This window comes from Pseudomonas sp. LBUM1659 (assembly GCF_059716045.1).
The window spans coordinates 4,336,535-4,359,514 of the sequence record NZ_CP166797.1 but is presented as its reverse complement, the minus strand read 5'-3'; the positions used below and the strand labels follow the sequence as shown (position 1 = coordinate 4,359,514).

Sequence of the window (22,980 nt, the reverse complement as noted above, 5' to 3'; positions counted from 1 at the left end):
GCGCCGGCTCAGGCCGGCAGCGGGCGGGTTTCTGGCGTGGCAGAGGCGGCCGGCATGCTCGGCAGGCGAGTCAGGCGCAGGGCGTTCAGCACCACGGTCAACGAACTGATCGACATGCCGACAGCGGCCCAGACGGGCGTAATCCAGCCCAGGGCAGCGAACGGCAACATGAGGCCATTGTACAACCCGGCCCACAGCAGGTTCTCGATGATAATCCGACGGGTTCGCCGCGCCAAACTGAAGGCTTGCACCAGCGCGTCGAGGCGGTTGGACAGTAACACGGCATCGGCGCTGGTTTTCGCCAGATCGGTGGCCGAGCCCATCGCCACGCTGATGTCGGCAGCGGCCAGCACCGGCACGTCGTTGACCCCGTCACCGAGCATCAACACCTTGCGGCCTTCCTTGTGCAGTTGTTGCAGGACCTGCAGTTTATCGTCCGGACGTAAACCGCCACGGGCCTCGTCGATGTCCAACTCGGCGGCGACGCTGGCGACCATCGGCGAGCTGTCGCCGGACAGCAGCAGTGTTCGCCAGCCCCGCGCCTTGCAGGCTTGCAGCAACGCCGGGGCATCGGCGCGCAAACGGTCATCGAGGACAAACCACGCCAGAGGCCCCTGACTGTCGCCGAGCAGCAACCATTGGCCCGCTTCATCAGGCATCAAGGGCACGGCTGCCCCACTGAGTTCGCAGACAAAACCTGGCTGGCCAATTCGCAATCGTTGGCCGCCGACCAGGCCTTCAAGACCCAACCCCGGCGTGCTGTGGACTTCTTCGGCGGCCAGTGGCGCGCGGCCAAAGGCGCGGGCGATCGGGTGTTCAGAGCGGTTTTCCAGCGCAGCAGCCAAGCTCAGGCAGCGGTCACTGTCGAGTGCGCCAAGGGGGCGGATTGAACGCAACGCCAGACGACCTTCAGTGAGGGTTCCGGTTTTGTCGAAGATCACCGTGTCGATCTGGTTCAGGCCTTCCAGCACATGACCGCGCGTCAGCAACAGACCGAGTTTGTGCAGCGTGCCGGTGGCGGCGGTCAGCGCGGTTGGCGTCGCGAGGGACAAAGCGCACGGGCAGGTGGCGACGAGCATGGCCAGCACAATCCAGAAGGCTCGCGATGAGTCGAGTTCCCACCACAACAGGCCAATGGCAGCAGCGGCAATCAACGACAACAGCAAAAACCACTGCGCGGCACGGTCGGCGATTTCCGCCAGGCGCGGCTTTTCGGCTTGCGCGCGGTCCAGCAGGCGGACAATGGCGGACAGTCGCGTGTCCTGGCCCAGTGCCAACACTTGCACCGTCAACGCCCCTTCAACGTTCAGTGTGCCGGCGGTCACCGCATCGCCGGGCGTTCGCGGTTGCGGCAGGTATTCGCCGGTCAGCAGCGACTCGTCGATGCTCGACTGGCCATCGAGAATCTTGCCGTCCGCCGGCAGAATCGCACCAGGGTGAACCAGCACCTGATCGCCCACACGTAACTCGCTGAGCAGGATCCGTTCGCTTTGGCCATCAGTGCTCAGGCGCAGGCATGAAGCGGGCAGCAGGTTGACCAGTTGTGCGGTAGCGGCGGCGGTGCGCTCGCGGGCTCGGCGTTCCAGATAGCGGCCGGCGAGCAGAAACAGCGCAAACATCCCGACCGCATCAAAATACAGTTCACCGACGCCGCTGATCGAAGTCCAGATCCCGGCGAGGTAGGCGCTGCCAATCGCCAGTGAGACCGAAACGTCCATGGTCAGGTGGCGGGTGCGCAGGTCGCGCATTGCGCCTTTGAAAAAAGGTGCGCAACTGTAGAACACAATCGGTGTGGTCAGAAACAGCGCGACCCAGCGCAGAATAGTGTGCATTTCGGGGCTGAGGTCGATGTTGAATTCCGGCCAGGTGGCCATGGTCGCCATCATCGCCTGGAACCATAGCAGCCCGGCGACACCGAGTTGACGCAGGGCCAGACGGTTTTCGCTGGCCAGTTGTTCGCTGGCGCGGTCTGCTTGATAAGGGTGGGCGGCGTAACCGATATGGCGCAACTCACTGAGGACTTGGCTCAACGGCAATTGCGCGTCGGCCCAGCGTACGTGCAAGCGATGATTGGACAGGTTGAGGCGCGCTTCGGCCACCGCTGGCAAACCGCGCAGGTGTTTCTCGATCAACCAGCCGCACGCGGCGCAGCTGATGCCTTCCATCAACAGGGTGGTTTCGGCGAGGTCGCCGTCGTGGCGCACGAACGGTGCCTGAACGTCGGCGCGGTCATACAGCGCCAGTTCGTCCACCAACTGCACCGGCAAGGCTTCGGGGTTGGCCGATGACTCGCTGCGATGCTGGTAATAGCTTTCCAGCCCACCCGCCACGATAGCTTCGGCCACCGCCTGGCAACCCGGGCAGCAAAACTCGCGGGTATCACCCAGGACCGCAGCGGTGAAGCGGCTGCCGGCCGGGACGGGCAGGGCGCAGTGGTAGCAGGGGGTTGGAGTGGTCATGGGGTTTTCACAGGGTGTTGTTCGATGATCGTTCCCACGCTCTGCGTGGGAATGCCTCCCCGGACGCTCCACGTCCGCTTCGGCTGGGACGCGGAGCGTCCCCTGGCTGCGTTCCCACGCAGAGCGCGGGAACGATCAGGGTAAGGCTTACTTTTTCAGGTCTTCGGCGCCTCGCAGCGGTTCATCGCCCAGTAGCAGGTCTTTGTCATGGCTGACCGGTTCTTCTTCGAACATGCGCCAGGTCTTGTCACCCTCGACCCCCAGCAGCTCTACAAAGCGCCGGCCTTCGATCTTGTCGCTCAGTTGACCAATGTAGCGGCCCTGTTCTGTATCACTGTGGGCGAGGGTGATTTTGCGATCCTTCTCCGGCTGCGTCGGCGAGATCAGGTTCAGCTCGAGGGTTTTCGGCTGGCTGTTGCCGCTCAGGTGCAGGTCGACTTCGCCGGTTACGCCATCCAGATGAACACTGGCGCGCAGTTGCAGGGTCTGGGCCAGCAATTCACGGTCAAGTGAGCGGTTGATGCCTTTGCCAGCCTCGTAGTAGTTGTCATTCACCAGGTTGTCCGGGTTATTCACCGCGATGGTCACCATGGACAAGGTCAGGGTCACCGAACAGGCCAGAATCCCGATGATGATCCACGGCCAAAGGTGCTTGTACCAGGGACTTGCGGCAGATGCTGCGGGCATGATCACTTCTCTCAACGAATTTGTGGGCCGATGAATCGGCTCTTGGCTTCAACGTGAATGCTGTCGTCATCGGCATCCTTGAGGATGAATTTCACCTCGTTGGTGCTCGATGGCAGTTTTTCCGGTGCGCTGGACAGCTCCACCGGCTGGCTGAAAATTTCCCCGGCGGCTACTTTGATCTCGCGCTTGCCTTGCAGCTTGAGGTCTGGCAAACCGGTGGCCTCCAGCACATAGGTGTGGTCGCGCTGGTCTTTGTTCATGATTTTCAAGCTGTAGACGTTTTCGATCCGGCCTTCGGCATTCTCGCGATACAGCACGCGGTCTTTACTGACGTCGAAACCGACCAGCGAACGCATGAAGAACGCGGTGATCAACAACGAAATCATCGCCAGCAGCACCACGGCATAGCCAATCAGGCGCGGGCGCAGTTTATGGGTTTTTTGCCCGGACAGGTTGTGCTCGGTGGTGTAGCTGATCAGGCCGCGCGGGTAGTCCATCTTGTCCATGATGGCATCGCAGGCGTCGATACAGGCGGCGCACCCGATGCACTCGATTTGCAGGCCGTCGCGGATGTCGATGCCGGTCGGGCAGACCTGGACGCACATGGTGCAATCGATGCAGTCGCCCAGGCCTTGTGCCTTGTAGTCGATGCCTTTCTTGCGCGGGCCACGGGACTCGCCACGACGTGGATCGTAGGAGACGATCAGCGTGTCCTTGTCGAACATCACGCTCTGGAAACGAGCGTACGGGCACATGTAAATGCACACCTGCTCACGCAACCAGCCGGCGTTGCCGTAGGTGGCGAGGGTGAAGAAACCAACCCAGAAATACGACCAGCCATCCGCTTCGCCGGTGAAGAAGTCGAACACCAGTTCGCGGATCGGCGAGAAATAGCCGACGAAGGTCAGGCCAGTCACAAAACCGATCAACAACCACATCGAATGCTTGCTGAATTTACGCAGCAATTTGTTGGCGCTCATCGGCGCTTTATCGAGCTTGATGCGTTGGTTGCGGTCGCCTTCGGTGACTTTTTCGCACCACATGAAAATCCACGTCCAGACGCTTTGCGGGCAGGTATAACCACACCAGACGCGACCGGCGTACACCGTAATGAAGAACAGGCCAAAGGCACTGATAATCAAAATCCCCGACAGCAGGATAAAATCCTGAGGCCAGAACGTTGCACCAAAAATAAAGAATTTACGCTCCGGCAGGTTCCACCAGACGGCTTGATGACCGCCCCAGTTCAACCAGACCGTGCCGAAATACAACAGAAACAAAAAGGCGCCGCCCATCATTCGCAGATTGCGGAACAGGCCCGTGAAAGCGCGGGTGTAGATCTTTTCTCGAGAGGCGTAGAGGTCGACGCTTTTGTTTGCGTCTTTGGCGGGCGGAGTGACGTCGTGTACCGGAATCTGGTTGCTCATCGTTGCATCCCACGGCAGTGGAAAATTGCCCCGGTCAGTACATGCCAACCGCGGTCAAAAAAGGGTGTTGCAGTGGCGCAATGATACGCCTGAAGCTCTAGCGCAAGGGTGCGACCTTTGGTCACGTTGGTGGAAATCAACTGACGGTGTAATGACTTGTATCAATTGACTTGTGAATTATGGACGGTTTTGCAGGGCGGCGGGTTCATTCGTCCCATGGGTTGATCAGCGCAACACCGCTGGATTGAAAGGCGCTGGTGTTACGGGTGACCACTGTAAGCCCGTGAACGAGTGCCGTCGCAGCGATCAGGGTATCGCTTTCGTTGGCGCGGTCCGGAACATGCAGGCTGGCACAGCGCAATGCCACGGCGGCATCGATCGGCAGGATTCTGGCATCGAAGGCCGGTATCACGTGTCGCTTTAGCCAGGTGCGCAATACCTTTCCCTGGACGGGATCGCGCCGCTCCATTCGCAGGACCCCGGTCTCCAGTTCCTTCAAGGTAATGGCTGAAATAAACATTCGTGGGGCGATGATACTTTTGGCCCAGGCGACGACGTTTGCGTCTGCCTGGGGTTTGCGTAGTTCCGATATTACGTTGGTGTCGAGCAAGAACATCAGGACAGGTCCACGGGTCGATGATTGATGACGGTACGCTCGGTGTCGAACTCGATGTCTGCCGCTTCCGGCATCACCAACAGGTCGACAATGTTTGCGTTGATGCCGGTCAGTTTTTGGTACTCCTCAATGCTTAGCAGTACGTGGGCAGGTCTGCCACGGTCGGTGATGATAACCGGCCCCTGAAGCGTGGCTTTTTTGGCACTACTTGTGTCCTGATTGAATTCACGGCTGGAAATGGTGGTGATGGCCATCATGTGCGCCCTCCTGAAAGTGCTTTGTAGAAACGTTACTACTCGGCAGGTTGTCAGGCCACCTCAGAAGGGATGCAGAGCGCTACCATCGGTCGCTGTATTAATGCGATTGAAATAAAACGGCCCCGCCAATCTTCATTGGCGGGGCCGTTTTTTTGTTGCCTTAAGCGTGTGCCTTACTGGGCGTCTGCCGCCGGTGCTTTCTCACCTTGAGAGAGGCTGTAGACGTAAGCGGCCAGCAGGTGAACCTTGTCGTTGCCTTGCAGCTGTTCTTGCGCAGGCATCTGGCCCTGACGGCCGTAACGGATGGTCTGCTGCAGTTGAGCGAAGCTCGAACCGTAGATGAACGCACTCGGGTGAGTCAGGTTCGGTGCGCCCATCGCTGGCGTACCTTTGCCTTCCGGACCGTGGCAGGCCACGCAGTTGGCAGCGAACAGCTTCTGGCCGGCAACCGGGTCAGCCTTGGCGCCTTCCGGCAGTTTGCGGCCATCGAGGTTGGTCAGTACAAACGCTGCAACGTCGGAAACGCCTTGCTCGCCAATCACTTCAGCCCATGCCGGCATGACCGCATGGCGGCCGCCCATGATGGTGGTCTTGATGGTTTGTGCTTCGCCGCCCCAACGCCAATCAGCGTCAGTCAGGTTAGGGAAACCGTAAGCGCCCTTGGCGTCGGAACCGTGGCAGACCGAGCAGTTGGAGGCAAACAGACGGCCACCCATCTTCAGGGCTTGCGGGTCTTTGGCGACTTCTTCGATCGGCATGGAAGCGAACTTGGCGAAGATCGGGCCGAACTTGGCGTCCGACTTGGCCATTTCCTTTTCCCACTCGTGAACGCCGGTCCAGCCGGTCTGGCCGTTGGCGAACGCGGTCTGCTTCTCGGTATCGAGGTAGTTGTAACCCGGCAGCAAGCCTTTCCAGTTGCCCAGGCCCGGGTACAACACCAGATAGCCCAATGCGAAGATGATGGTGCCCACGAACAGCATGAACCACCATTTTGGCAGTGGGTTGTCGTACTCCTCGATCCCGTCGAAGGAGTGTCCAACCGTATCTTCCGTCTGCTCGATGCGCTGACCCTTACGGGTAGACAGCAGCAGCCAGCCCATGGCGAAGATGGTGCCAAGAGTGAGGACTGTGACGTACAGACTCCAGAACGTAGTCATTCTTTGTTACTCCTAGAAGCTTGCTCGACGTGCTTGATGGCTTCGGGATCATCCGCGAAAGGCAGCAAGGTCGCGTCTTCAAACTCCGACTTGCGCTTGGGGCTGAACACCCACAACGCCAGACCGATGAAGGCCACCATCACAACAACGGTGCCCAGGCCACGAATCATCCCGATATCCATCTAAATCACCGTTTGCTTTTGATGATGGTGCCCAGGCCTTGCAGGTAGGCCACCAGCGCGTCCATTTCGGTTTTGCCCTTCACAGCATCCTTGGCACCGGCGATGTCTTCGTCGGTGTAAGGGACGCCGAGCGCGCGCAAAACTTCCATTTTCTTGGCGGTGTCTTTGCCGTCGAGCTTGTTTTCCACGAGGAACGGGTAAGCCGGCATTACCGACTCAGGCACCACGTTGCGCGGGTTGTACAAATGCGCACGCTGCCAGTCATCGGAGTAACGACCGCCAACACGGGCCAGGTCCGGACCGGTACGCTTGGAACCCCAGAGGAACGGGTGGTCCCAGACACTTTCACCGGCGACCGAGTAGTGGCCGTAACGTTCGGTTTCAGCACGGAACGGGCGGATCATCTGCGAGTGGCAGCCGACACAACCGTTGGCGATGTAGATATCGCGGCCTTCCAGTTCAAGGGCGGGGCGCGGCTTCATGCCTTCGACCGGCTTGTTGGTGACGTCCTGGAAAAACAGCGGAACGATCTGGGTCAGGCCGCCGATGCTGACGGCGATAACCATGAAGAAGGCCAGCAGGCCAATATTCTTCTCGACTGTTTCATGCTTCATCAGTGAGCTCCAACTACAGCGATCTGTTCGGCGGCTTTGGCCTCTGCCGGGTTCGAGGCGCGTACGGTCCGCCATACGTTGTAGGCCATGAACAGCATGCCGCTGGCAAAGAACGCACCGCCCAGGGCGCGAACGATGAAACCAGGGTGGCTGGCTTGCAGCGCTTCGACGAACGAGTAGGTGAGGGTGCCGTCATCGTTGATTGCACGCCACATCAGACCCTGGGTGATGCCGTTGACCCACATCGAAGCGATGTACAGAACGGTACCGATGGTCGCGAGCCAGAAGTGCGTGTTGATCAGGCCGACGCTGTGCATCTGCGGGCGACCGAACAGTTTCGGGATCATGTGGTAGATCGCGCCGATCGAGATCATCGCTACCCAGCCCAAGGCGCCGGCGTGTACGTGGCCAATGGTCCAGTCGGTGTAGTGAGACAGCGAGTTGACGGTCTTGATGGCCATCATCGGGCCTTCGAAGGTCGACATGCCGTAGAACGCCAGCGACACGACCAGGAAGCGCAGGATCGGGTCGGTGCGCAGCTTATGCCAGGCGCCCGAGAGGGTCATCATGCCGTTGATCATGCCGCCCCAGCTGGGTGCCAGCAGGATGATCGACATTGCCATGCCCAGCGACTGAGCCCAGTCCGGCAGAGCGGTGTAGTGCAGGTGGTGCGGGCCGGCCCAGATGTACAGGGTGATCAGCGCCCAGAAGTGCACGATAGACAGGCGATAGGAGTAGATCGGACGCTCGGCCTGCTTCGGAACGAAGTAGTACATCATCCCCAGGAAGCCGGTGGTCAGGAAGAAGCCTACGGCGTTGTGGCCGTACCACCACTGGATCATTGCGTCAGTCGCACCGGCGTAAGCCGAGTAGGACTTGAACAGGCTGACCGGCAGCGACATGTGGTTGACGATGTGCAGCATCGCGGTCACGACGATGAACGCGCCGTAGAACCAGTTACCGACATAGATGTGCTTGGTCTTGCGCTTCATGATGGTGCCGAAGAACACCAGCGCGTAAACGATCCAGACAATGGCCAGCAAAATAGCCAGAGGCCATTCCAGCTCTGCGTATTCCTTGCTGGTTGTGTAGCCCAGCGGCAAAGTAATGCCGGCACCGACGATCACCGCTTGCCATCCCCAGAAGTGGAAGGCCGCGAGGCTGTCGGAAATCAGTCGCGTTTGGCAGGTTCGCTGCACGACGTAATAAGAAGTGGCAAACAGTGCACAACCACCGAAGGCGAAAATCACCAGGTTGGTGTGCAACGGGCGTAAGCGTCCAAAAGTCGTCCACGGCAGACCGAAGTTCAATTCCGGCCATACAAGCTGTGAGGCGATGAAGACACCGAGCCCCATGCCAAGGATCCCCCAGACCACCGTCATGATGGCGAACTGGCGGACTACCTTATAGTTATAAGCAGTCGGACTGATTGCTGTGCTCATTCTAAGGTTCCACGGTTTGGGTGTTTTATTAGGAGTAAAAATCGGCCGCAAGTATGGAGAAAGCAGGGGGTCATTGCAACGCGCCTTGACCCCGGTCAAGGCTTTCTAAAGCTGATTCTGCGGCCTTTCCATGCGCCGCGTAAGGACAAAATCGCCCAAGGGAAAAATGTCGCAGCGGTGAAAATGGTGAGGGGGTCCGGTCAGTTGTAACGGGACGTGTTCAAACGCAACGATCGAGTGACCGACGGCAATTGGCGCGACAGCCGGTAATTACCAGCCTTTGCAGCTTGTCATCGAACAGAATCGTCGAACACATCAGCTAAAAACGACCTGGAACCGGCTCATGCAGTCCGCACCGAGCAAGCTTAGACCCGAATCTGGTGAACCGAAAGAAAGAGCAAGAGGAGGGTGCGACAATGGGTCGCAAAGGAGCAGGGAACTGCCGCATCCGGGAGAATGCGGCAGCAGAGCGGCCGAGGATTATTCGGTTTTGCCTTCAGCCTGCAAACGCTCGGTGCCGGCACCGTGGGACAGGCTGTACACGTAAGCCGCCAGCAATTGCACTTTGTCGTTGCCGAGCAATTCGTTCTGCGCCGGCATATGGCCCTGGCGGCCATGGCGAATGGTCTGTTGCAGTTGCGCCAGGCTTGTACCGTAAATAAAGCCGACCGGGTGCGTCAGATTCGGCGCGCCCATGGCTTCAGTGCCCTGGCCGTTTGCCCCATGACAGGCGACGCAGGTGGTGCTGAACAGTTGCTGTCCGGCTTGCAAGTCGGCGCCGCTGTCGGCAGGCAACGGCAGGCCAGCCAGGTCATGGCGTACGTACGCCGCGACATTCTTCACCCCGGCCTCTCCGAGGATTTCACCCCAGGCCGGCATCGCCGCCATGCGACCGCCCATGATCGTGGTTTTGATCATTTGGGCGTCGCTGCCCCAGCGCCAATCGCTGTCCGCCAGGTTCGGGAAGCCAAAGGCGCCCTTGGCATCCGAGCCGTGGCAGACCGAGCAGTTGGATGCGAACAGGCGGCCGCCCATTTTCAGCGCTTGCGGGTCCTTGGCCACTTCTTCTACCGGCATGGCGGCGAATTTGGCGAAGATCGGACCGAACTTGAAGTCGGCCTTATCCATTTCCTTTTCCCACTCATGCACGCCGGTCCAGCCGTTTTCATAGCCTGGCAAAATACCTTTCCAGTTGCCCAGGCCCGGATAAAGGATCAGATAACCCACGGCAAACACCAGCGTGCCGGCGAACAACATGAACCACCACCGCGGCAACGGGTTGTCGTATTCCTCGATGCCGTCGAAGCTGTGCCCCATGGTCTGGTCGACGCTGCCCTTGGTTTCGCCCTTGCGGGTGGCGATCAGCAGCCAGGTCAGGCCGATCAGGCTGCCGATGGTCAGTACGCAGATCCACGTACTCCAGAAAGTGGTCATGGCCGGGTACTCCTTGTTGCAGGTTCTTGGGTGGTGTCATCGGGTTTCGGTTCGTCGGCGAACGGCAGCAGGCGCGCTTCGGCAAATTCCGGGTTGCGCTTGCTGTTGAACACCCACAGCGTCAGGCCGACGAAGGCCACAAACACCACGACCGTGCCCAGGCCTCGGATCATTCCACTGCTCATTCCGCTCTCTATAAAAGACATGGGCATGGCTCACCTCTTGCTCTTGATGGCAGTGCCGAGCACTTGCAGGTAGGCCACCAGGGCGTCCATTTCGGTCTTGCCCTTGAGCGAAGCGGTTGCCCCGGCGATGTCATCGTCGGTGTAAGGCACTCCCAAGGTGCGCATGGCGCGGATCTTGGTTTCGGTGTGGCTGCTGTCGAGTTGATTGGCCACCAGCCATGGATAGGCGGGCATTTTCGATTCCGGCACCACGTTGCGCGGGTTGTACAAGTGCGCGCGATGCCAGTCTTCCGAGTAGCGACCGCCGACTCGTGCCAGGTCCGGCCCGGTGCGCTTGGAACCCCACAGGAACGGGTGATCCCAGACGCTTTCACCGGCGACCGAGTAGTGGCCGTAGCGTTCAGTCTCGGCACGGAATGGGCGAATCATTTGCGAGTGGCAACCGACGCAACCTTCGCGGATGTAAATGTCGCGACCTTCCAGTTGCAGCGCGGTGTAGGGCTTCATGCCTTCCACCGGTTTATTGGTCACGTCCTGAAAGAACAGCGGGACGATCTGGGTCAGACCGCCGATGCTCACGGCCAGCACCATCAACAGCAACAACAGGCCGACGTTTTTCTCGATTGTTTCGTGTTTCATGGCGGACTCCTCAAGCCATCTGCGCGGCAGCGGCGACGTCGACAGGCTGCGAGGCCCGTACGGTGCGCCAGGTGTTGTAAGCCATCAGGAACATGCCGCTGAGGAAGATCGCCCCGCCCACCAGCCGCACGATGAAGCCTGGGTGGCTGGCCACCAGGGTTTCGACGAAGGAGTAAGTCAGCGTGCCGTCTTCGTTGATCGCGCGCCACATCAGGCCCTGGGCGATGCCGTTGACCCACATGGACGCGATGTACAGCACGGTGCCGATGGTCGCGAGCCAGAAGTGCGCGTTGATCAGGCCGACGCTGTACATCTGCTCGCGGCCAAAGACTTTCGGGATCATGTGGTACAGCGCGCCGATGGAAATCATCGCCACCCAGCCGAGTGCCCCGGCGTGAACGTGGCCGATGGTCCAGTCGGTGTAGTGGGAGAGGGCGTTGACCGTTTTGATGGCCATCATCGGCCCTTCGAAGGTCGACATGCCGTAGAACGCCAGCGACACCACGAGGAAGCGCAGGATCGGGTCGCTGCGCAACTTATGCCAGGCGCCCGAGAGCGTCATCATCCCGTTGATCATCCCGCCCCAGCTGGGTGCCAACAGGATCAAAGACATCACCATGCCCAGCGACTGTGCCCAGTCCGGCAGCGCGGTGTAGTGCAAATGGTGCGGACCGGCCCAGATGTACAGGGTGATCAGCGCCCAGAAGTGCACGATGGACAGGCGATAGGAATACACCGGCCGCTCGGCCTGTTTCGGCACGAAGTAGTACATCATCCCGAGGAAACCGGCGGTGAGGAAAAAGCCCACGGCGTTGTGGCCGTACCACCACTGCACCATGGCATCGGTTGCACCTGCGTATACCGAGTAGGACTTGGTGAAACTCACCGGCAGCTCAATGTTGTTGACGATGTGCAGAATCGCCACGGTGACGATGAACGCACCGAAGAACCAGTTACCGACATAGATGTGTTTGGTCTTGCGCTTGACCAGTGTGCCGAAGAACACGATGGCGTAGGCGACCCAGACGATGGTGATCAGGATGTCGATCGGCCATTCCAGCTCGGCGTATTCCTTGGAACTGGTGTAACCCAGGGGCAAGGTGATGGCCGCCAACAGGATCACCAACTGCCATCCCCAGAAGCAGAACGCGGCGATTTTCGGTGCAAACAGTTGGGACTGGCAGGTGCGTTGCACCGAATAGAACGAACTGGCAAACAAGGCGCAACCGCCGAACGCGAAGATCACGGCGTTGGTGTGCAGCGGGCGCAACCGCCCGAAACTGGTCCACGGCAAATTGAAGTTGAGTTCGGGCCAGACCAACTGGGCCGCGAGAAAAACCCCGAGCCCCATGCCGACGATGCCCCACACCACCGTCATAATGGCGAATTGGCGGACCACCTTGTAGTTGTAGGCGGTACTGATAGAAGTGTTCATGGTTCCCCATCCACGGTTCAGCCGAAGTGAAGGCCCGCCTTCGCGAGTTAGCCGCGCAAGGCAGACGCTCCCTTCGCCTGGAGTTATAGGCAGACTAAAAGCGAGGCAAGCATGGACAAACAGCACAAGGCCAGTATTGACGGGGATCAATGGGCGCAGTGCGTGCGGGATCACGGATGGTTGTGGAATGCAGCTGGAGCGCCGGCATCGGCGACGCTGATCCTCGCGCACGGTGCCGGCGCGCCGATGGACAGTGGCTGGATGAACGACATGGCTGCACGCCTTGCCGATCAAGGCGTCAACGTGGTGCGCTTCGAGTTTCCGTACATGGCGCAACGGCGCATTGATGGGGGTAAACGACCACCCAATCCAGCCCCGAAACTGCTGGAGTGCTGGCGTGAGGTGTATGCCCAGGTGCGACGCCATGTCACTGGGCCTCTGGCCATCGGCGGCAAGTCCATGGGCGGGCGGATGGCGAGTTTGCTGGCGGATGAGTTGGGCGCTGATGCGCTGGTGTGTCTGGGGTATCCGTTTTATGCCGTCGGCAAACCGGAAAAGCCTCGGGTTGAGCATTTGGCCAGGTTGAAGACGCGGACGCTGATTGTGCAAGGTGAGCGCGATGCGCTAGGCAACCGTGAGGCGGTGGAGGCTTACACGTTGGCACCGGGGATCGAGGTGTTCTGGCTGGCGGCGGGGGATCATGACTTGAAGCCGTTGAAGGTTTCGGGGTTTACGCATGAGCAGCATTTGGCGGCTGCGGCGCGCAAGGTTGCTTCCTTCCTTCAGTGAGAATTGCAGTGCCAGTCCCGGCCTCTTCGCGGGCAAGCCCGCTCCTACATTAGATCTCTGGAGCCCCCGAATTTGTGTTCACAGCAAGCCCCCTGTAGGAGCGGGCTTGCCCGCGAAGAGCCATGGCAGGCGACATAGCTTTCATATTGGCAATAAAAAACCCGGAAGCTTTCACTGTCCGGGTTTTTTCTATCCAGCAACAATCAGCGGTTAAACCGCTCCACCAACGAATACTGGGTATTCGCGGTTTTGGTCAGCTCTTCACTCAACAACGCCGAGTGTTGAGCCTGTTCTGACGTCTGATCCGCCAAGTGCGAGATGTTGCTGATGTTGCGGCTGATTTCCTCGGCCACCGCACTTTGCTCTTCAGTCGCCGCAGCGATCTGGGTGGTCATGTCGGTGATGTTGGCCACCGCTTCGCTGATGCCCACCAATGCCTGATCCGCTTCCAGTACCCGCGCCACGCCTTCTTCCGCCTGACGATGCCCGGCTTCCATGGTTTGCACCGCCGTACTCGCCGTTTGCTGCAGCTTGGCGATCAGGGCGTGGATCTGTCCGGTGGATTCGCTGGTGCGCTGCGCCAGTTGGCGAACTTCGTCCGCCACCACCGCAAAACCACGGCCCATTTCTCCAGCGCGGGCCGCTTCGATGGCGGCGTTCAAGGCCAGCAGGTTGGTCTGGTCGGCGATGCCTTTGATCACATCGACCACGCCGCCGATTTCGTCGCTGTCCTTGGCCAGTTGGGTCACGGTCAGGCCGGTTTCACCCACCACCACCGACAGGCGCTGAATGGCTTCGCGGGTTTCCCCGGCGATGTCGCGGCCGCGACCGGTCAGGCGATTGGCTTCCTGGGTGGCGTCGGCGGTGCGCTGTACGTGGCTGGCGACTTCCTGAGTGGTAGCGGCCATCTGGTTGACGGCGGTGGCCACTTGTTCGGTTTCGACGCGCTGACGTTCCAGGCCGCTGGAGCTGTTGTGCGCCAGGGCGTCGGATTGCTTCGCTTGCTCGGTCAGGTGCTCGGCGGTGTCCTGCAGACGGGTCAGGCAGGTTTTCAGGCGGGCTTCCTGGCTGAGGATCGACATTTCCAGTTGCGCCTGGGCGCCACGGCTGTCGGTGTACATCTGCGCGATCAGCGGGTCGGACGTGGTCTGTTCGGCCAGGCGCAGCAGACGCTTGAGTCCACGCTGTTGCCAGCTCAAGCCTATCAGGCCCAATGGCACCGACAGGCCTGCGGCCAGGGCAAAGCCCCACTGCGACGAAAGCGAGGCGCCGATCATGAAACTCACCTGGCTGACCAGAATGAACGGCAGCCAATCCTGAAGCACCGGCAGCCATTTATCAGTCGATGGAATGGCGGACTTGCCCTGGTTGATGCGTTGGTAGAGTGCTTCGGCACGCTGGATCTGTTCGGCGGTGGGTTTGATCCGCACCGACTCGTAACCGATCACCTGGTTGCCATCGAAAACCGGTGTCACGTAGGCGTTCACCCAATAGTAATCACCGCTCTTGCAGCGATTCTTGACGATGCCCATCCATGGCAAGCCTTGTTTCAGCATGCCCCACATGTGCGCGAACACCGCCGCAGGAACGTCGGGGTGGCGGACCAGGTTGTGCGGTGCACGGATCAGCTCCTCACGAGAAAACCCGCTGATTTCGACGAACGCGTCGTTGCAGTAGGTGATCACGCCCTTGGCATCGGTGGTGGAAATCAACCGTTGCTGAGCCGGAAAGGTTCGTTCGCGTTGGGTAATGGGCTGGTTGTTACGCATGGCTATGTCAATCCGCAAGGCTTTCAAGCGTTGTCGGCCGCGTCGCGAATTTGATGAGGATTTTTTTGCAGAACCTGACCTCGGGTGTTGCAACTTCGCAGCGTGGGTGAAGGTCGATCCGTCCGGAAATTGGGCTTTCAGGTTCCCCTTGAGGCGATGCATGCGTATGATCTGTCGCGCTTTTGTGTAGGATTATTCCTACGTTCGCGGTTGGATCAGTAGATAGCACTCAAGGTGCAGCCGGATTTCCAGCATTTACATTAATAGAATTTGTTTGTTGTTCAGCTTGGAAAAGGGCTGGGGATTAAAGGATTTGCTTCAATGCGTAAAAAAGTTGCAATCATAGGGACGTCTCTCCGGTTTCCAGGCTCTACTTCTGCAACTTTTTGGCCGCACCTGCTAGATAGGCAGAGCTTTATTACCCAGGTGGATTCTTCGCGCTGGTCTAAAGACGAATACCTGCACCCGGACAAAGCAAACCCTGCAACGTCCTACACCTTTGCTTCCGGATCCCTGGGCGATATTTCGACGTTCGACGCCGGATTCTTCAATATCTCGCCTCGTGAAGCGGCGGTCATGGACCCTCAGCAACGATTGTTGCTGGAGCTAGGCTGGGAAGTGTTCGAGAACGCCGGCGTCAAACCGTCGAGCCTGCGTGGTAGCAATTGCGGTGTTTACCTGGGCATTGCCAGTGTCGACTACGGCTACCGTCTGGCCCATGACCTGTCGATGATCGACGCCGCCACCGCCACCGGTAATACCAACAGCATCGCGGCCAACCGGTTGTCTTTTTTCTATGACCTGCAAGGTCCGAGCATGGCCATCGACACGGCGTGCTCTTCTTCCCTGATCGCTTTTCACCAGGCTTGCCAGGCCATTCAGAACGGCGATATCGAACAGGCGATTACCGGTGGGGTCAGCCTGCACCTGCATCCTTTCGGCTTCCTGATCTTTTCCAAGGCTTCAATGCTGTCGCGCACCGGGCAATGCCATGTGTTCGATGAGTCTGCGGACGGCTATGTCCGTTCCGAGGGCGCCGGGCTGTTCTATCTGAAGGATTACGACAAAGCGATCGAGTGTGGCAACCAGATCCTCGCGGTCGTTGCCGGCAGTGCGGCCAATACCGATGGGCGCAAATCGACTCTGACCCTGCCGAGTGCAGATGCGCAGATTGCCCTGATGAAACAGGCCTACGACACAGCGGGCATTGATGCGGCAGATATCGATTACCTGGAGGCTCACGGCACGGGTACGCCAGTCGGCGATCCAATCGAGAGCCAGGCCATCGGTGAGGCACTGGGTCAGCAACGCCCGGCGGATCAGCCACTCCTGATCGGCTCGATCAAAAGCAACATCGGCCACCTTGAGGCTGCCTCCGGCGTCGCCGGCCTGATGAAAGCGCTGCACTGTGTGATCGAACGCAAGGTGCCGGCCACCATTGGCATCAAGAAGCTCAATCCGAATATTCCTTTCGCCGATCTCAACCTGAGTGTGGTCACCGAAACCCTGGCCCTCAAATCCAGTGGAAAACTGGTGGTCGGGGTTAACTCCTTCGGTTTCGGCGGGGCCAACGCCCACGTGATTCTGGAAAGCCCGCCGCAGGCAACACAAGCCCCGAGCCCAACGCAACACTTCGTGCCGCTGGTGGTTTCTGCCAAGGACAGCACCGCCCTGGCGGCCCAGTGTGAACAGCTCGCGCAATTCATGTCCGTGCCGGACGCGGCAAGCCTTTATGATGTTGCCTATCAGTCGCTGGTGCGCCGCGAACTGCACCCGCAACGGGTTGTGGTGTTCGGTGCGCAGGCTCAGGACAGCGCTCAGGCACTCCTGGATTTCGCCACGGAACCCGGTGTTCCGGCGTTGTCGACGGTGCTGGAAAGTGGTCGCGCCCTGGATCAGGCCAAAGGACCTGTGTTTGTTTTCTCCGGTAATGGATCGCAGTGGCAGGGCATGGGCAAGTCATTGCTGGCCGACCCGCTGTTCCATCAGGCAGTTGCCGATCTGGACGCGATTTTCCAACCGCTGGCCGGTTATTCGTTGATCGCCGAACTGGCGGGGGAGCTGGGCGAAGACCGTTATCAACTGACTGAATTTGCACAGCCAGCGCTGTTTGCATTGCAGGTGGGGGTTACCCGCATGCTGGCCGAAAAAGGCGTCGTGCCGGTGGCCGTCATTGGCCACAGCGTGGGTGAAGTCGCTGCCGCCTGGGCGTGCGGGGCGCTGACGCTGAGCGACGCCACCGCCGTGATCTACCATCGCAGTCGCCTGCAAGGCTTGACCAAGGGCTGCGGCAATATGTCGGCGGTCGGCTTGTCGGGTGCAGAGACCGCGAACCTGTTGCAGACGCTTGGCCTGGACAACGAGCTGGTGGTCGCCGGCGACAACAGTTTCAAAGGGGCAACCGTCGCCGGTCTACCGGCTGCATTGGAGCGCCTGGAGCATGCACTGACCGAGCGTCAGGTTTTTGCTCGTCGCCTGGGACTCGATTACGCGTTCCACTCGCCGGCGATGGATGTGATTGCCGATCAGGTGGTCGAAGCCTTGAGCAGCATCGTCCCGGGGCCTGCTCGTATTCCAATGTATTCGACCGTGACCGGCGACCTGTTGGCTGGCGAATATCTGGACGCCGAATACTGGTGGAAAAACATTCGTTGTCCGGTGCTGTTCCAGTCTGCCAGTGAGGCCCTCGTCGAGCAGGGCTACAACGTCTTCGTGGAGGTCGGGCCGCATCCGATCCTGCGCGCCTATGTGGCCGACGCACTGACCCGTCAGGAACTGGACGGTGTCGTGATCCCGACGGTGCTGCGCGGTGAGCAAACCTCACACTTGATCGATCGCACGCTGGCGAAAGTGCTGATCGCCGGTGTCGACATCGATCTGCAATGCGTGTTTCCCGAGGTCGGGCGTTTCGTGCAACTGCCCAATTACGCCTGGCAGCGCGAACGTCACTGGCTTGCCGACTCGCCCGAGTCAAGCGGCAACCTGCACCGTGAACGCGTCCACCCGCTGTTGGGTTACCCGCTGCCCGAGCACGAGTTCACCTGGGACAACCGTCTGGATACGCAACTGTTCCCGTCGCTCGGTGACCACCGGGTGGGCGATTCGGTGTTGTTCCCGGGGGCGGGTTTCACCGAACTCGCGCTGGCAGCCGCATTGCAGTATCAACCCGGCGAGTTTGTTGAAATCGAAGAGCTGGAAATTCACAGCCCACTCTTGCTGCATCCGGATTTCAGCAAAAAAGTCCGCGTAACTATCGATAGCAGTGACGGAACGGTTTCCATCGTGTCGCGCACCACCGCCCAGGCTGAGCCGTGGGCGCAGCATGTAATTGCCAGGCTTCCGGGTGAAGCACGCGGCAGCATGCTGGCCTGCGCCGCCCCGGCCCTGCCGACGCGTGCGCCGGATTTCAATGCGTCCGGGCACCTGGCGCTGACCCGGGCCGTCGGCCTGAATTATGGTCCGGCTTATCAAGTGGTCGAGGCTGGCTGGATCGAGGGCAACCAGGTATTGGCGCGCTTGACGGTCCCGGCGCTGATCGAGGCCGAACTGAACACTCTGAATCTGCACCCGGCGCTGCTGGACGGTGCTTTCCAATTGATCACCCAACTATTGAGCCAGGATGCCGGGTGCCGTAAAGACCTGGCCTTTATCCCGGTGAAACTGGGGCGCATCTGCTTTGCTGCCGGCAGTCTTGCGCCTTGCCTGGCCCAGGTCACCCTGGTGAAACGCTCAGAGCATTCGTTGCTGGCGGATTTCACGCTGTTCGATGCCCAAGGCCATGCGGTCATCTGCATCAAGGACGCGCGTTTTCGTGGGGTACGACTGCACAAGGATCGCAGTGGCGACATCAAGCTGGCGGACTTTGTCGGGGTTGCCAAACCCTATCCCGCCAATGAGCGTGCCATGCCAATGGCCGGTTCACAGCTGCAGGTGAAGCTGCAGCAGCACCTTGGCACTCTTGCGGGTGATCACGGGTTGGTCCGGTATGCCAATGAAATCGACCCATTGCTTGAAGGCCTGTGCGGCAGCTTCCTGCTCGAAGCCGTCGAGAAACTCGGCGGTCAACTGACGCGGCAGCAGTACGCCACTTGGGAATCCGGCAGTTATCTTGACCATTTGCTGGATCAAGCCATAGAGGATGGCAGCCTGGTCACGGTCGGCAACGACGCCTGGCAATTGGCCGACCAGGGTGAACGCTCAAGTGCACAGGACATCTGGCAGGAACTGTTCCGCAGTTATCCCGAGCACTTCCAGATCATTCATTCGGTTGGCCGCATCGGCATGCACCTGCTGGAGCTGATCAGCGGGCAGATGAGTCTTGCGCAACTTTTGCCGAGGGAAACCACGCCTGCCGTATTGACCCGCCTGGTGCTCGGAGCGTCCGGCCACTACGCATTGCTGGGCGGTCTGCGAGAGCACATTGCGCAACGCTTGAGCGCTCTGCCTGACGGGCAGCGCTTGCGTATTCTCGAGCTTGGCTTCGAGGGCGCGCCTTTGGCGGCTGATCTGTGTGTCGGGCTGGATTTTGATCGGGTCGATTATCAGTACGTGGCACAGAACATTGAAGCGTCGTCGATGCTCCAGACTGACTTCCCGGATCTACAGGTGCTGAACCTGGAAGATGCGGAAAAAGTCCCCCGGGTGCCGGCGAACTGTTTCGATCTGGTCCTCGTTGCCACTGATCTGGCACCGCTGGAAGCGCTCAGTCAAGGCCTGCAACAGGGTGCCGCAAGGTTGTGTGCCAATGGCGAAGTGCTGCTGCTCGCGCAACATCCTGCACGTTGGGCCGACTTCACCTTCGGCGCCGAACCTTCCTGGTGGCTGGCCCGCCAGGGGCAGCAGGCGCTATCGGTGCAACAGACGCCGGGCTTCTGGCAGCAGGAACTGCGGCGCCATGGCCTGACGGTATCCGGGCCGCTGGAGTTTATTCCGGATTCGGCATCCGGCAGTTATCTATTGGTGGCCGCCAAAAATGAGATGAAGACCCTCGCGGTTGCTACCGAGTATCCGCGTCATCGCTGGTTGCTGGTTGCCGACGAGCAAGGGCCGGAAGGGCCATTTGCCCAGGCACTGGCGTCGGTCTTGCGCGAGCAAGGCCAGGACGCCGCAGTGCTCGCACCGGGCTCGGCAGTGGTGCTGGCGCAACAGTTGATTGAGGAGGCGGCGGCGCCTCAGCACATTGTGATGCTCGCTGGTTTGTTCGCCTCCCAAGGGCTGGATGCGCAGGCGGATCGGTGCATGCTCGCTGCAGCCATCACTCAGGCCTGTGAGTCGGCCGGCATCGCCGCCGATTGCTGGTTGCTGACCTCCGGCGCCGCTGTTCATCTGCTGCCGCAAGGCGCCCGGCCGGAAGCGACTGTGCCGGACATCGCCGACGCGGCCTTGTGGGGCTTCGGTCGGACCCTGAGTAACGAAGCTGTCGGCTGCCGTGTCCGTCTACTCGATCTGGCGATGGGTGCCGGTGTCGAGCATCTGGCTGAGGCACTGCTCAACGCTGATCAAGAAACCGAACTGGCGATCAGTGCGGCGGGCGATCGTTATGTCGCACGGCTGCGAATCCAGCCCGATGAGGTGTCGCTTAATGCCGCGCTGGATACGCCGACGCAGGTCAAGCTCGGGTTCGATTTGCCGGGGCAGTTGCGCCACTTGCGCTGGGAAGCACGAGCGCCACGGGTGCCGGCTGACGACGAACTGGATATTGAGGTTCAGGCGACGGGTCTCAACTTCCGCGATGTCATGTACGCGTTGGGCCTGCTGTCCGATGAAGCGATCGAAAACGGCTTCTCGGGACCGACGCTTGGCTTCGAGTTTGCTGGCGTGGTGCGGGATAAAGGCGCGCTGGTCGAAGGCGATTTCCAGCCGGGCGACCGAGTCGTCGGCTTCGGACCGTCAAGCTTCGCCAATCGTCTGGTCACCAACGCCAATGCGGTGGCACGCATTCCTGACGGTATGTCTTTCGAGGCAGCGGCGACCATCCCGAGTACCTTCTTCACTGTGTACTACGCGGTGCATCACTTGGCGCGCCTTGAGCCGGGAGAAAAGATCCTGATTCACGGTGCAGCGGGCGGCGTGGGTATTGCCGCGATCCAGATTGCCAAATGGTGCGGTGCCGAAATCTATGCCACCGCGGGCAGCGACGAAAAGCGCGATTTCCTGCGGCTGATGGGCGTCGAGCATATCTTTGACTCGCGTTCGTTGGCGTATGCCGAAGACATCCTGGCCATCACCGATGGCCGCGGCGTGGATGTGGTACTCAACTCGCTGGCGGGCGAGGCGATCAATCGCAATCTTCGGGTACTCAAGCCGTTTGGCCGGTTCCTCGAACTGGGCAAGCGCGACTTCTACCAGAACACCAAAATCGGTCTGCGACCTTTCCGCAATAACATCAGCTACTTCGGTATCGACGCCGACCAACTGATGAGCGAGCGTCCGCAGCTGACCCGTCGGCTGTTCGGCGAAATGATGGAGCTGTTCGGCGAGGGCGTTCTGAGCCCGTTGCCCTACCGCGCCTTCGATGCCAATGAAGTGGTCGAAGCGTTCCGCTACATGCAGCAGGCACGTCAGATCGGCAAGATTGTCGTGACGTATCGCACGCCGATCCAGGGCGTTGTCGCGACGTCGGTCGCGCCAGCAGCGGAGTTGACCCTGGCCGCGAACGCCAGCTACCTGATTACCGGCGGCCTCAGCGGTTTTGGCCTGCGCAGCGCGCAATGGCTGGTGGAAAAAGGCGCTCGTCATCTGGTCCTGCTAGGTCGTCGTGGCGCCGCGACGGAGGAGGCGCAACCCTTGTTGGCGCTGTGGCGCGAGCAAGGTATCGAGGTCCAGGCGCTGGCCTGTGACATCACCGACCGCGCGCAACTGGCGTCTGTCATGGCGCGCATTGACGCCAGCGGTCAGCCATTGCGTGGCGTGGTGCATGCGGCAACGGTGTTCGATGACGGTTTGATCCGCAATTTGACCCGCGAACAACTGCAGCGCGTCCTGGAGCCCAAGGCCAAGGGTGCGCAGTACCTGCATGAGTTGACGGCCCGTTTGCCACTGGACTTTTTCGTGCTGTTCTCCTCGGCAACCACCCTGTTCGGTAATCCGGGGCAGGCCAACTACGTTGCCGCCAACCATTGGCTCGAAGCACTGGCGCGCCATCGCCTGGCGCTGGGGTTGCCGGCCACTAGCGTGCTCTGGGGGGCCATCGATGACGCGGGCTTCCTAGCTCGCAATCAGGACATCAAGGACGCTCTGCAAAGTCGCATGGGCGGTGCAGCCTTGCAATCGCAAGCGGCGCTGCAGACCCTGGAGCGTTTGCTGTTGCAGCGTCGTTCGGGGCTAGGCGTGCTGGAGCTGGACTGGAAGGCGCTGTCGCGCTTCCTGCCGGCAGCCGGCTCGCCCAAGTTCAATGAACTGGCCAGGTTGCACGGTGGTGAGCAGGACGAAGAAAGCGATGCCGACGATATTCAGCGGCTATTGGCCGAAATGGATGACCCTGAGCTGATCGAGCTGTTCAGTGAAATGCTCAAGCAGGAAATCAGCGAAATCCTTCGTTTACCCACCAGTAAACTGGACGCCACCCGACCGCTTCAAGAATTGGGTCTGGACTCGTTGATGAGTGTCGAACTGGTGGTGGCGGTCGAGGAGCGCTTTGGTGTTCGTCTGCCGGTCATGGAGCTGAGTGAAGCGTCGAACATCGGCAAGATCACCGTTCGAATCCTTGAACTCCTGCGCGGTAATCAGCAAGGCGATGCGCAACCGGATGCCGACAATAAACTGCAGCCTCTGGCGAGCGAAACGTTTTCACGTCATGGCGTCGACATTTCCCGTGACGAAGTCGCGCAGTTGAGCGCGGGTCTCGACGCTCAGGATTCCAAACTTTCACGCTTGATTAATTGATCCG

Annotated in this window: 16 protein-coding genes; 2 read left to right on the top strand and 14 right to left on the bottom strand. The window is 60.0% G+C overall.

The annotated features are described in order from the left end of the window. Nucleotides 1-8: 8 nt before the first annotated feature. From ACA048_RS19685 to ccoN (ACA048_RS19625), 13 genes are all read right to left on the bottom strand, one after another. Nucleotides 9-2,459: a heavy metal translocating P-type ATPase gene (locus ACA048_RS19685; RefSeq protein WP_497625903.1), complete on the bottom strand. Its 2,451-nt coding sequence runs from the start codon at nucleotides 2,457-2,459 to the stop codon at nucleotides 9-11. Nucleotides 2,460-2,606: 147 nt separating this feature from the next. Further along, nucleotides 2,607-3,146 (bottom strand): FixH family protein, encoded by a 540-nt coding sequence (locus ACA048_RS19680; protein WP_497625902.1) that lies wholly within the window; start codon nucleotides 3,144-3,146, stop codon nucleotides 2,607-2,609. A gap of 11 nt (nucleotides 3,147-3,157) precedes the next feature. Beyond that, complete coding sequence (gene ccoG, locus ACA048_RS19675; RefSeq protein ID WP_497625900.1) at nucleotides 3,158-4,573, bottom strand: cytochrome c oxidase accessory protein CcoG; 1,416 nt, start codon at nucleotides 4,571-4,573, stop codon at nucleotides 3,158-3,160. A 205-nt stretch (nucleotides 4,574-4,778) separates the two neighbouring features. After that, nucleotides 4,779-5,189, bottom strand: a complete 411-nt coding sequence (locus ACA048_RS19670) for a type II toxin-antitoxin system VapC family toxin (protein WP_497625898.1) — start codon at nucleotides 5,187-5,189, stop codon at nucleotides 4,779-4,781. After that, nucleotides 5,189-5,443, bottom strand: a complete 255-nt coding sequence (locus ACA048_RS19665; RefSeq protein WP_497629904.1) for a type II toxin-antitoxin system Phd/YefM family antitoxin — start codon at nucleotides 5,441-5,443, stop codon at nucleotides 5,189-5,191. The genes ACA048_RS19670 and ACA048_RS19665 overlap by 1 nt, the downstream gene beginning before the upstream one ends. A 176-nt stretch (nucleotides 5,444-5,619) precedes the next feature. Further along, a complete protein-coding gene (gene ccoP / locus ACA048_RS19660; protein WP_497625896.1) occupies nucleotides 5,620-6,603 on the bottom strand; it encodes a cytochrome-c oxidase, cbb3-type subunit III in 984 nt (327 codons plus the stop codon). Beyond that, complete coding sequence (locus ACA048_RS19655; RefSeq protein ID WP_003175465.1) at nucleotides 6,600-6,785, bottom strand: CcoQ/FixQ family Cbb3-type cytochrome c oxidase assembly chaperone; 186 nt, start codon at nucleotides 6,783-6,785, stop codon at nucleotides 6,600-6,602. The genes ccoP (ACA048_RS19660) and ACA048_RS19655 overlap by 4 nt, the downstream gene beginning before the upstream one ends. A gap of 5 nt (nucleotides 6,786-6,790) precedes the next feature. After that, a complete protein-coding gene (gene ccoO, locus ACA048_RS19650; RefSeq protein WP_497625894.1) occupies nucleotides 6,791-7,399 on the bottom strand; it encodes a cytochrome-c oxidase, cbb3-type subunit II in 609 nt (202 codons plus the stop codon). Beyond that, on the bottom strand, nucleotides 7,399-8,841 hold the full coding sequence (gene ccoN / locus ACA048_RS19645) for a cytochrome-c oxidase, cbb3-type subunit I (protein WP_497625892.1): 1,443 nt from the start codon (nucleotides 8,839-8,841) through the stop codon (nucleotides 7,399-7,401). Before ccoN (ACA048_RS19645) ends, ccoO (ACA048_RS19650) begins: the two co-directional genes overlap by 1 nt. 480 nt (nucleotides 8,842-9,321) lie before the next feature. Then, the gene (gene ccoP, locus ACA048_RS19640; RefSeq protein ID WP_497625891.1) at nucleotides 9,322-10,275 is read right to left on the bottom strand and encodes a cytochrome-c oxidase, cbb3-type subunit III; all 954 of its coding nucleotides are present in this window, start codon (nucleotides 10,273-10,275) and stop codon (nucleotides 9,322-9,324) included. Further along, entirely contained in the window at nucleotides 10,272-10,487 is a 216-nt protein-coding gene (locus ACA048_RS19635; protein ID WP_497625889.1) for a cbb3-type cytochrome oxidase subunit 3, read from the bottom strand. Before ACA048_RS19635 ends, ccoP (ACA048_RS19640) begins: the two co-directional genes overlap by 4 nt. A gap of 3 nt (nucleotides 10,488-10,490) precedes the next feature. Further along, complete coding sequence (ccoO, locus tag ACA048_RS19630) at nucleotides 10,491-11,099, bottom strand: cytochrome-c oxidase, cbb3-type subunit II (protein WP_027921705.1); 609 nt, start codon at nucleotides 11,097-11,099, stop codon at nucleotides 10,491-10,493. Nucleotides 11,100-11,109: 10 nt separating this feature from the next. Further along, complete coding sequence (gene ccoN, locus ACA048_RS19625; protein ID WP_497625888.1) at nucleotides 11,110-12,534, bottom strand: cytochrome-c oxidase, cbb3-type subunit I; 1,425 nt, start codon at nucleotides 12,532-12,534, stop codon at nucleotides 11,110-11,112. Nucleotides 12,535-12,645: 111 nt separating this feature from the next. Here ccoN (ACA048_RS19625) and ACA048_RS19620 point away from each other — a divergent pair, with 111 nt between their 5' ends. Beyond that, entirely contained in the window at nucleotides 12,646-13,323 is a 678-nt protein-coding gene (locus ACA048_RS19620) for an alpha/beta family hydrolase (RefSeq protein WP_497625887.1), read from the top strand. A 203-nt stretch (nucleotides 13,324-13,526) separates the two neighbouring features. On the opposite strand, the gene ACA048_RS19615 is transcribed toward ACA048_RS19620, so the two are convergent. After that, the gene (locus ACA048_RS19615) at nucleotides 13,527-15,092 is read right to left on the bottom strand and encodes a methyl-accepting chemotaxis protein (protein WP_497625886.1); all 1,566 of its coding nucleotides are present in this window, start codon (nucleotides 15,090-15,092) and stop codon (nucleotides 13,527-13,529) included. A gap of 321 nt (nucleotides 15,093-15,413) precedes the next feature. On the opposite strand from ACA048_RS19615, the gene ACA048_RS19610 reads away from it, so the two are divergent. Then, nucleotides 15,414-22,976 carry an SDR family NAD(P)-dependent oxidoreductase gene (locus ACA048_RS19610; protein WP_497625885.1) on the top strand — a complete coding sequence of 2,521 codons (7,563 nt, stop codon included), beginning with the start codon at nucleotides 15,414-15,416 and terminating at the stop codon, nucleotides 22,974-22,976. Nucleotides 22,977-22,980 lie beyond the last annotated feature (4 nt).

Coding starts and splice junctions, on each gene's coding strand:
- ACA048_RS19685 (WP_497625903.1), bottom strand. CDS start 2,459: ATGACCACTCCAACCCCCTGCTACCACTGCGCCCTGCCCGTCCCGGCC.
- ACA048_RS19680 (WP_497625902.1), bottom strand. CDS start 3,146: ATGCCCGCAGCATCTGCCGCAAGTCCCTGGTACAAGCACCTTTGGCCG.
- ccoG (WP_497625900.1), bottom strand. CDS start 4,573: ATGAGCAACCAGATTCCGGTACACGACGTCACTCCGCCCGCCAAAGAC.
- ACA048_RS19670 (WP_497625898.1), bottom strand. CDS start 5,189: ATGTTCTTGCTCGACACCAACGTAATATCGGAACTACGCAAACCCCAG.
- ACA048_RS19665 (WP_497629904.1), bottom strand. CDS start 5,443: ATGGCCATCACCACCATTTCCAGCCGTGAATTCAATCAGGACACAAGT.
- ccoP (WP_497625896.1), bottom strand. CDS start 6,603: ATGACTACGTTCTGGAGTCTGTACGTCACAGTCCTCACTCTTGGCACC.
- ACA048_RS19655 (WP_003175465.1), bottom strand. CDS start 6,785: ATGGATATCGGGATGATTCGTGGCCTGGGCACCGTTGTTGTGATGGTG.
- ccoO (WP_497625894.1), bottom strand. CDS start 7,399: ATGAAGCATGAAACAGTCGAGAAGAATATTGGCCTGCTGGCCTTCTTC.
- ccoN (WP_497625892.1), bottom strand. CDS start 8,841: ATGAGCACAGCAATCAGTCCGACTGCTTATAACTATAAGGTAGTCCGC.
- ccoP (WP_497625891.1), bottom strand. CDS start 10,275: ATGACCACTTTCTGGAGTACGTGGATCTGCGTACTGACCATCGGCAGC.
- ACA048_RS19635 (WP_497625889.1), bottom strand. CDS start 10,487: ATGCCCATGTCTTTTATAGAGAGCGGAATGAGCAGTGGAATGATCCGA.
- ccoO (WP_027921705.1), bottom strand. CDS start 11,099: ATGAAACACGAAACAATCGAGAAAAACGTCGGCCTGTTGTTGCTGTTG.
- ccoN (WP_497625888.1), bottom strand. CDS start 12,534: ATGAACACTTCTATCAGTACCGCCTACAACTACAAGGTGGTCCGCCAA.
- ACA048_RS19620 (WP_497625887.1), top strand. CDS start 12,646: ATGGACAAACAGCACAAGGCCAGTATTGACGGGGATCAATGGGCGCAG.
- ACA048_RS19615 (WP_497625886.1), bottom strand. CDS start 15,092: ATGCGTAACAACCAGCCCATTACCCAACGCGAACGAACCTTTCCGGCT.
- ACA048_RS19610 (WP_497625885.1), top strand. CDS start 15,414: ATGCGTAAAAAAGTTGCAATCATAGGGACGTCTCTCCGGTTTCCAGGC.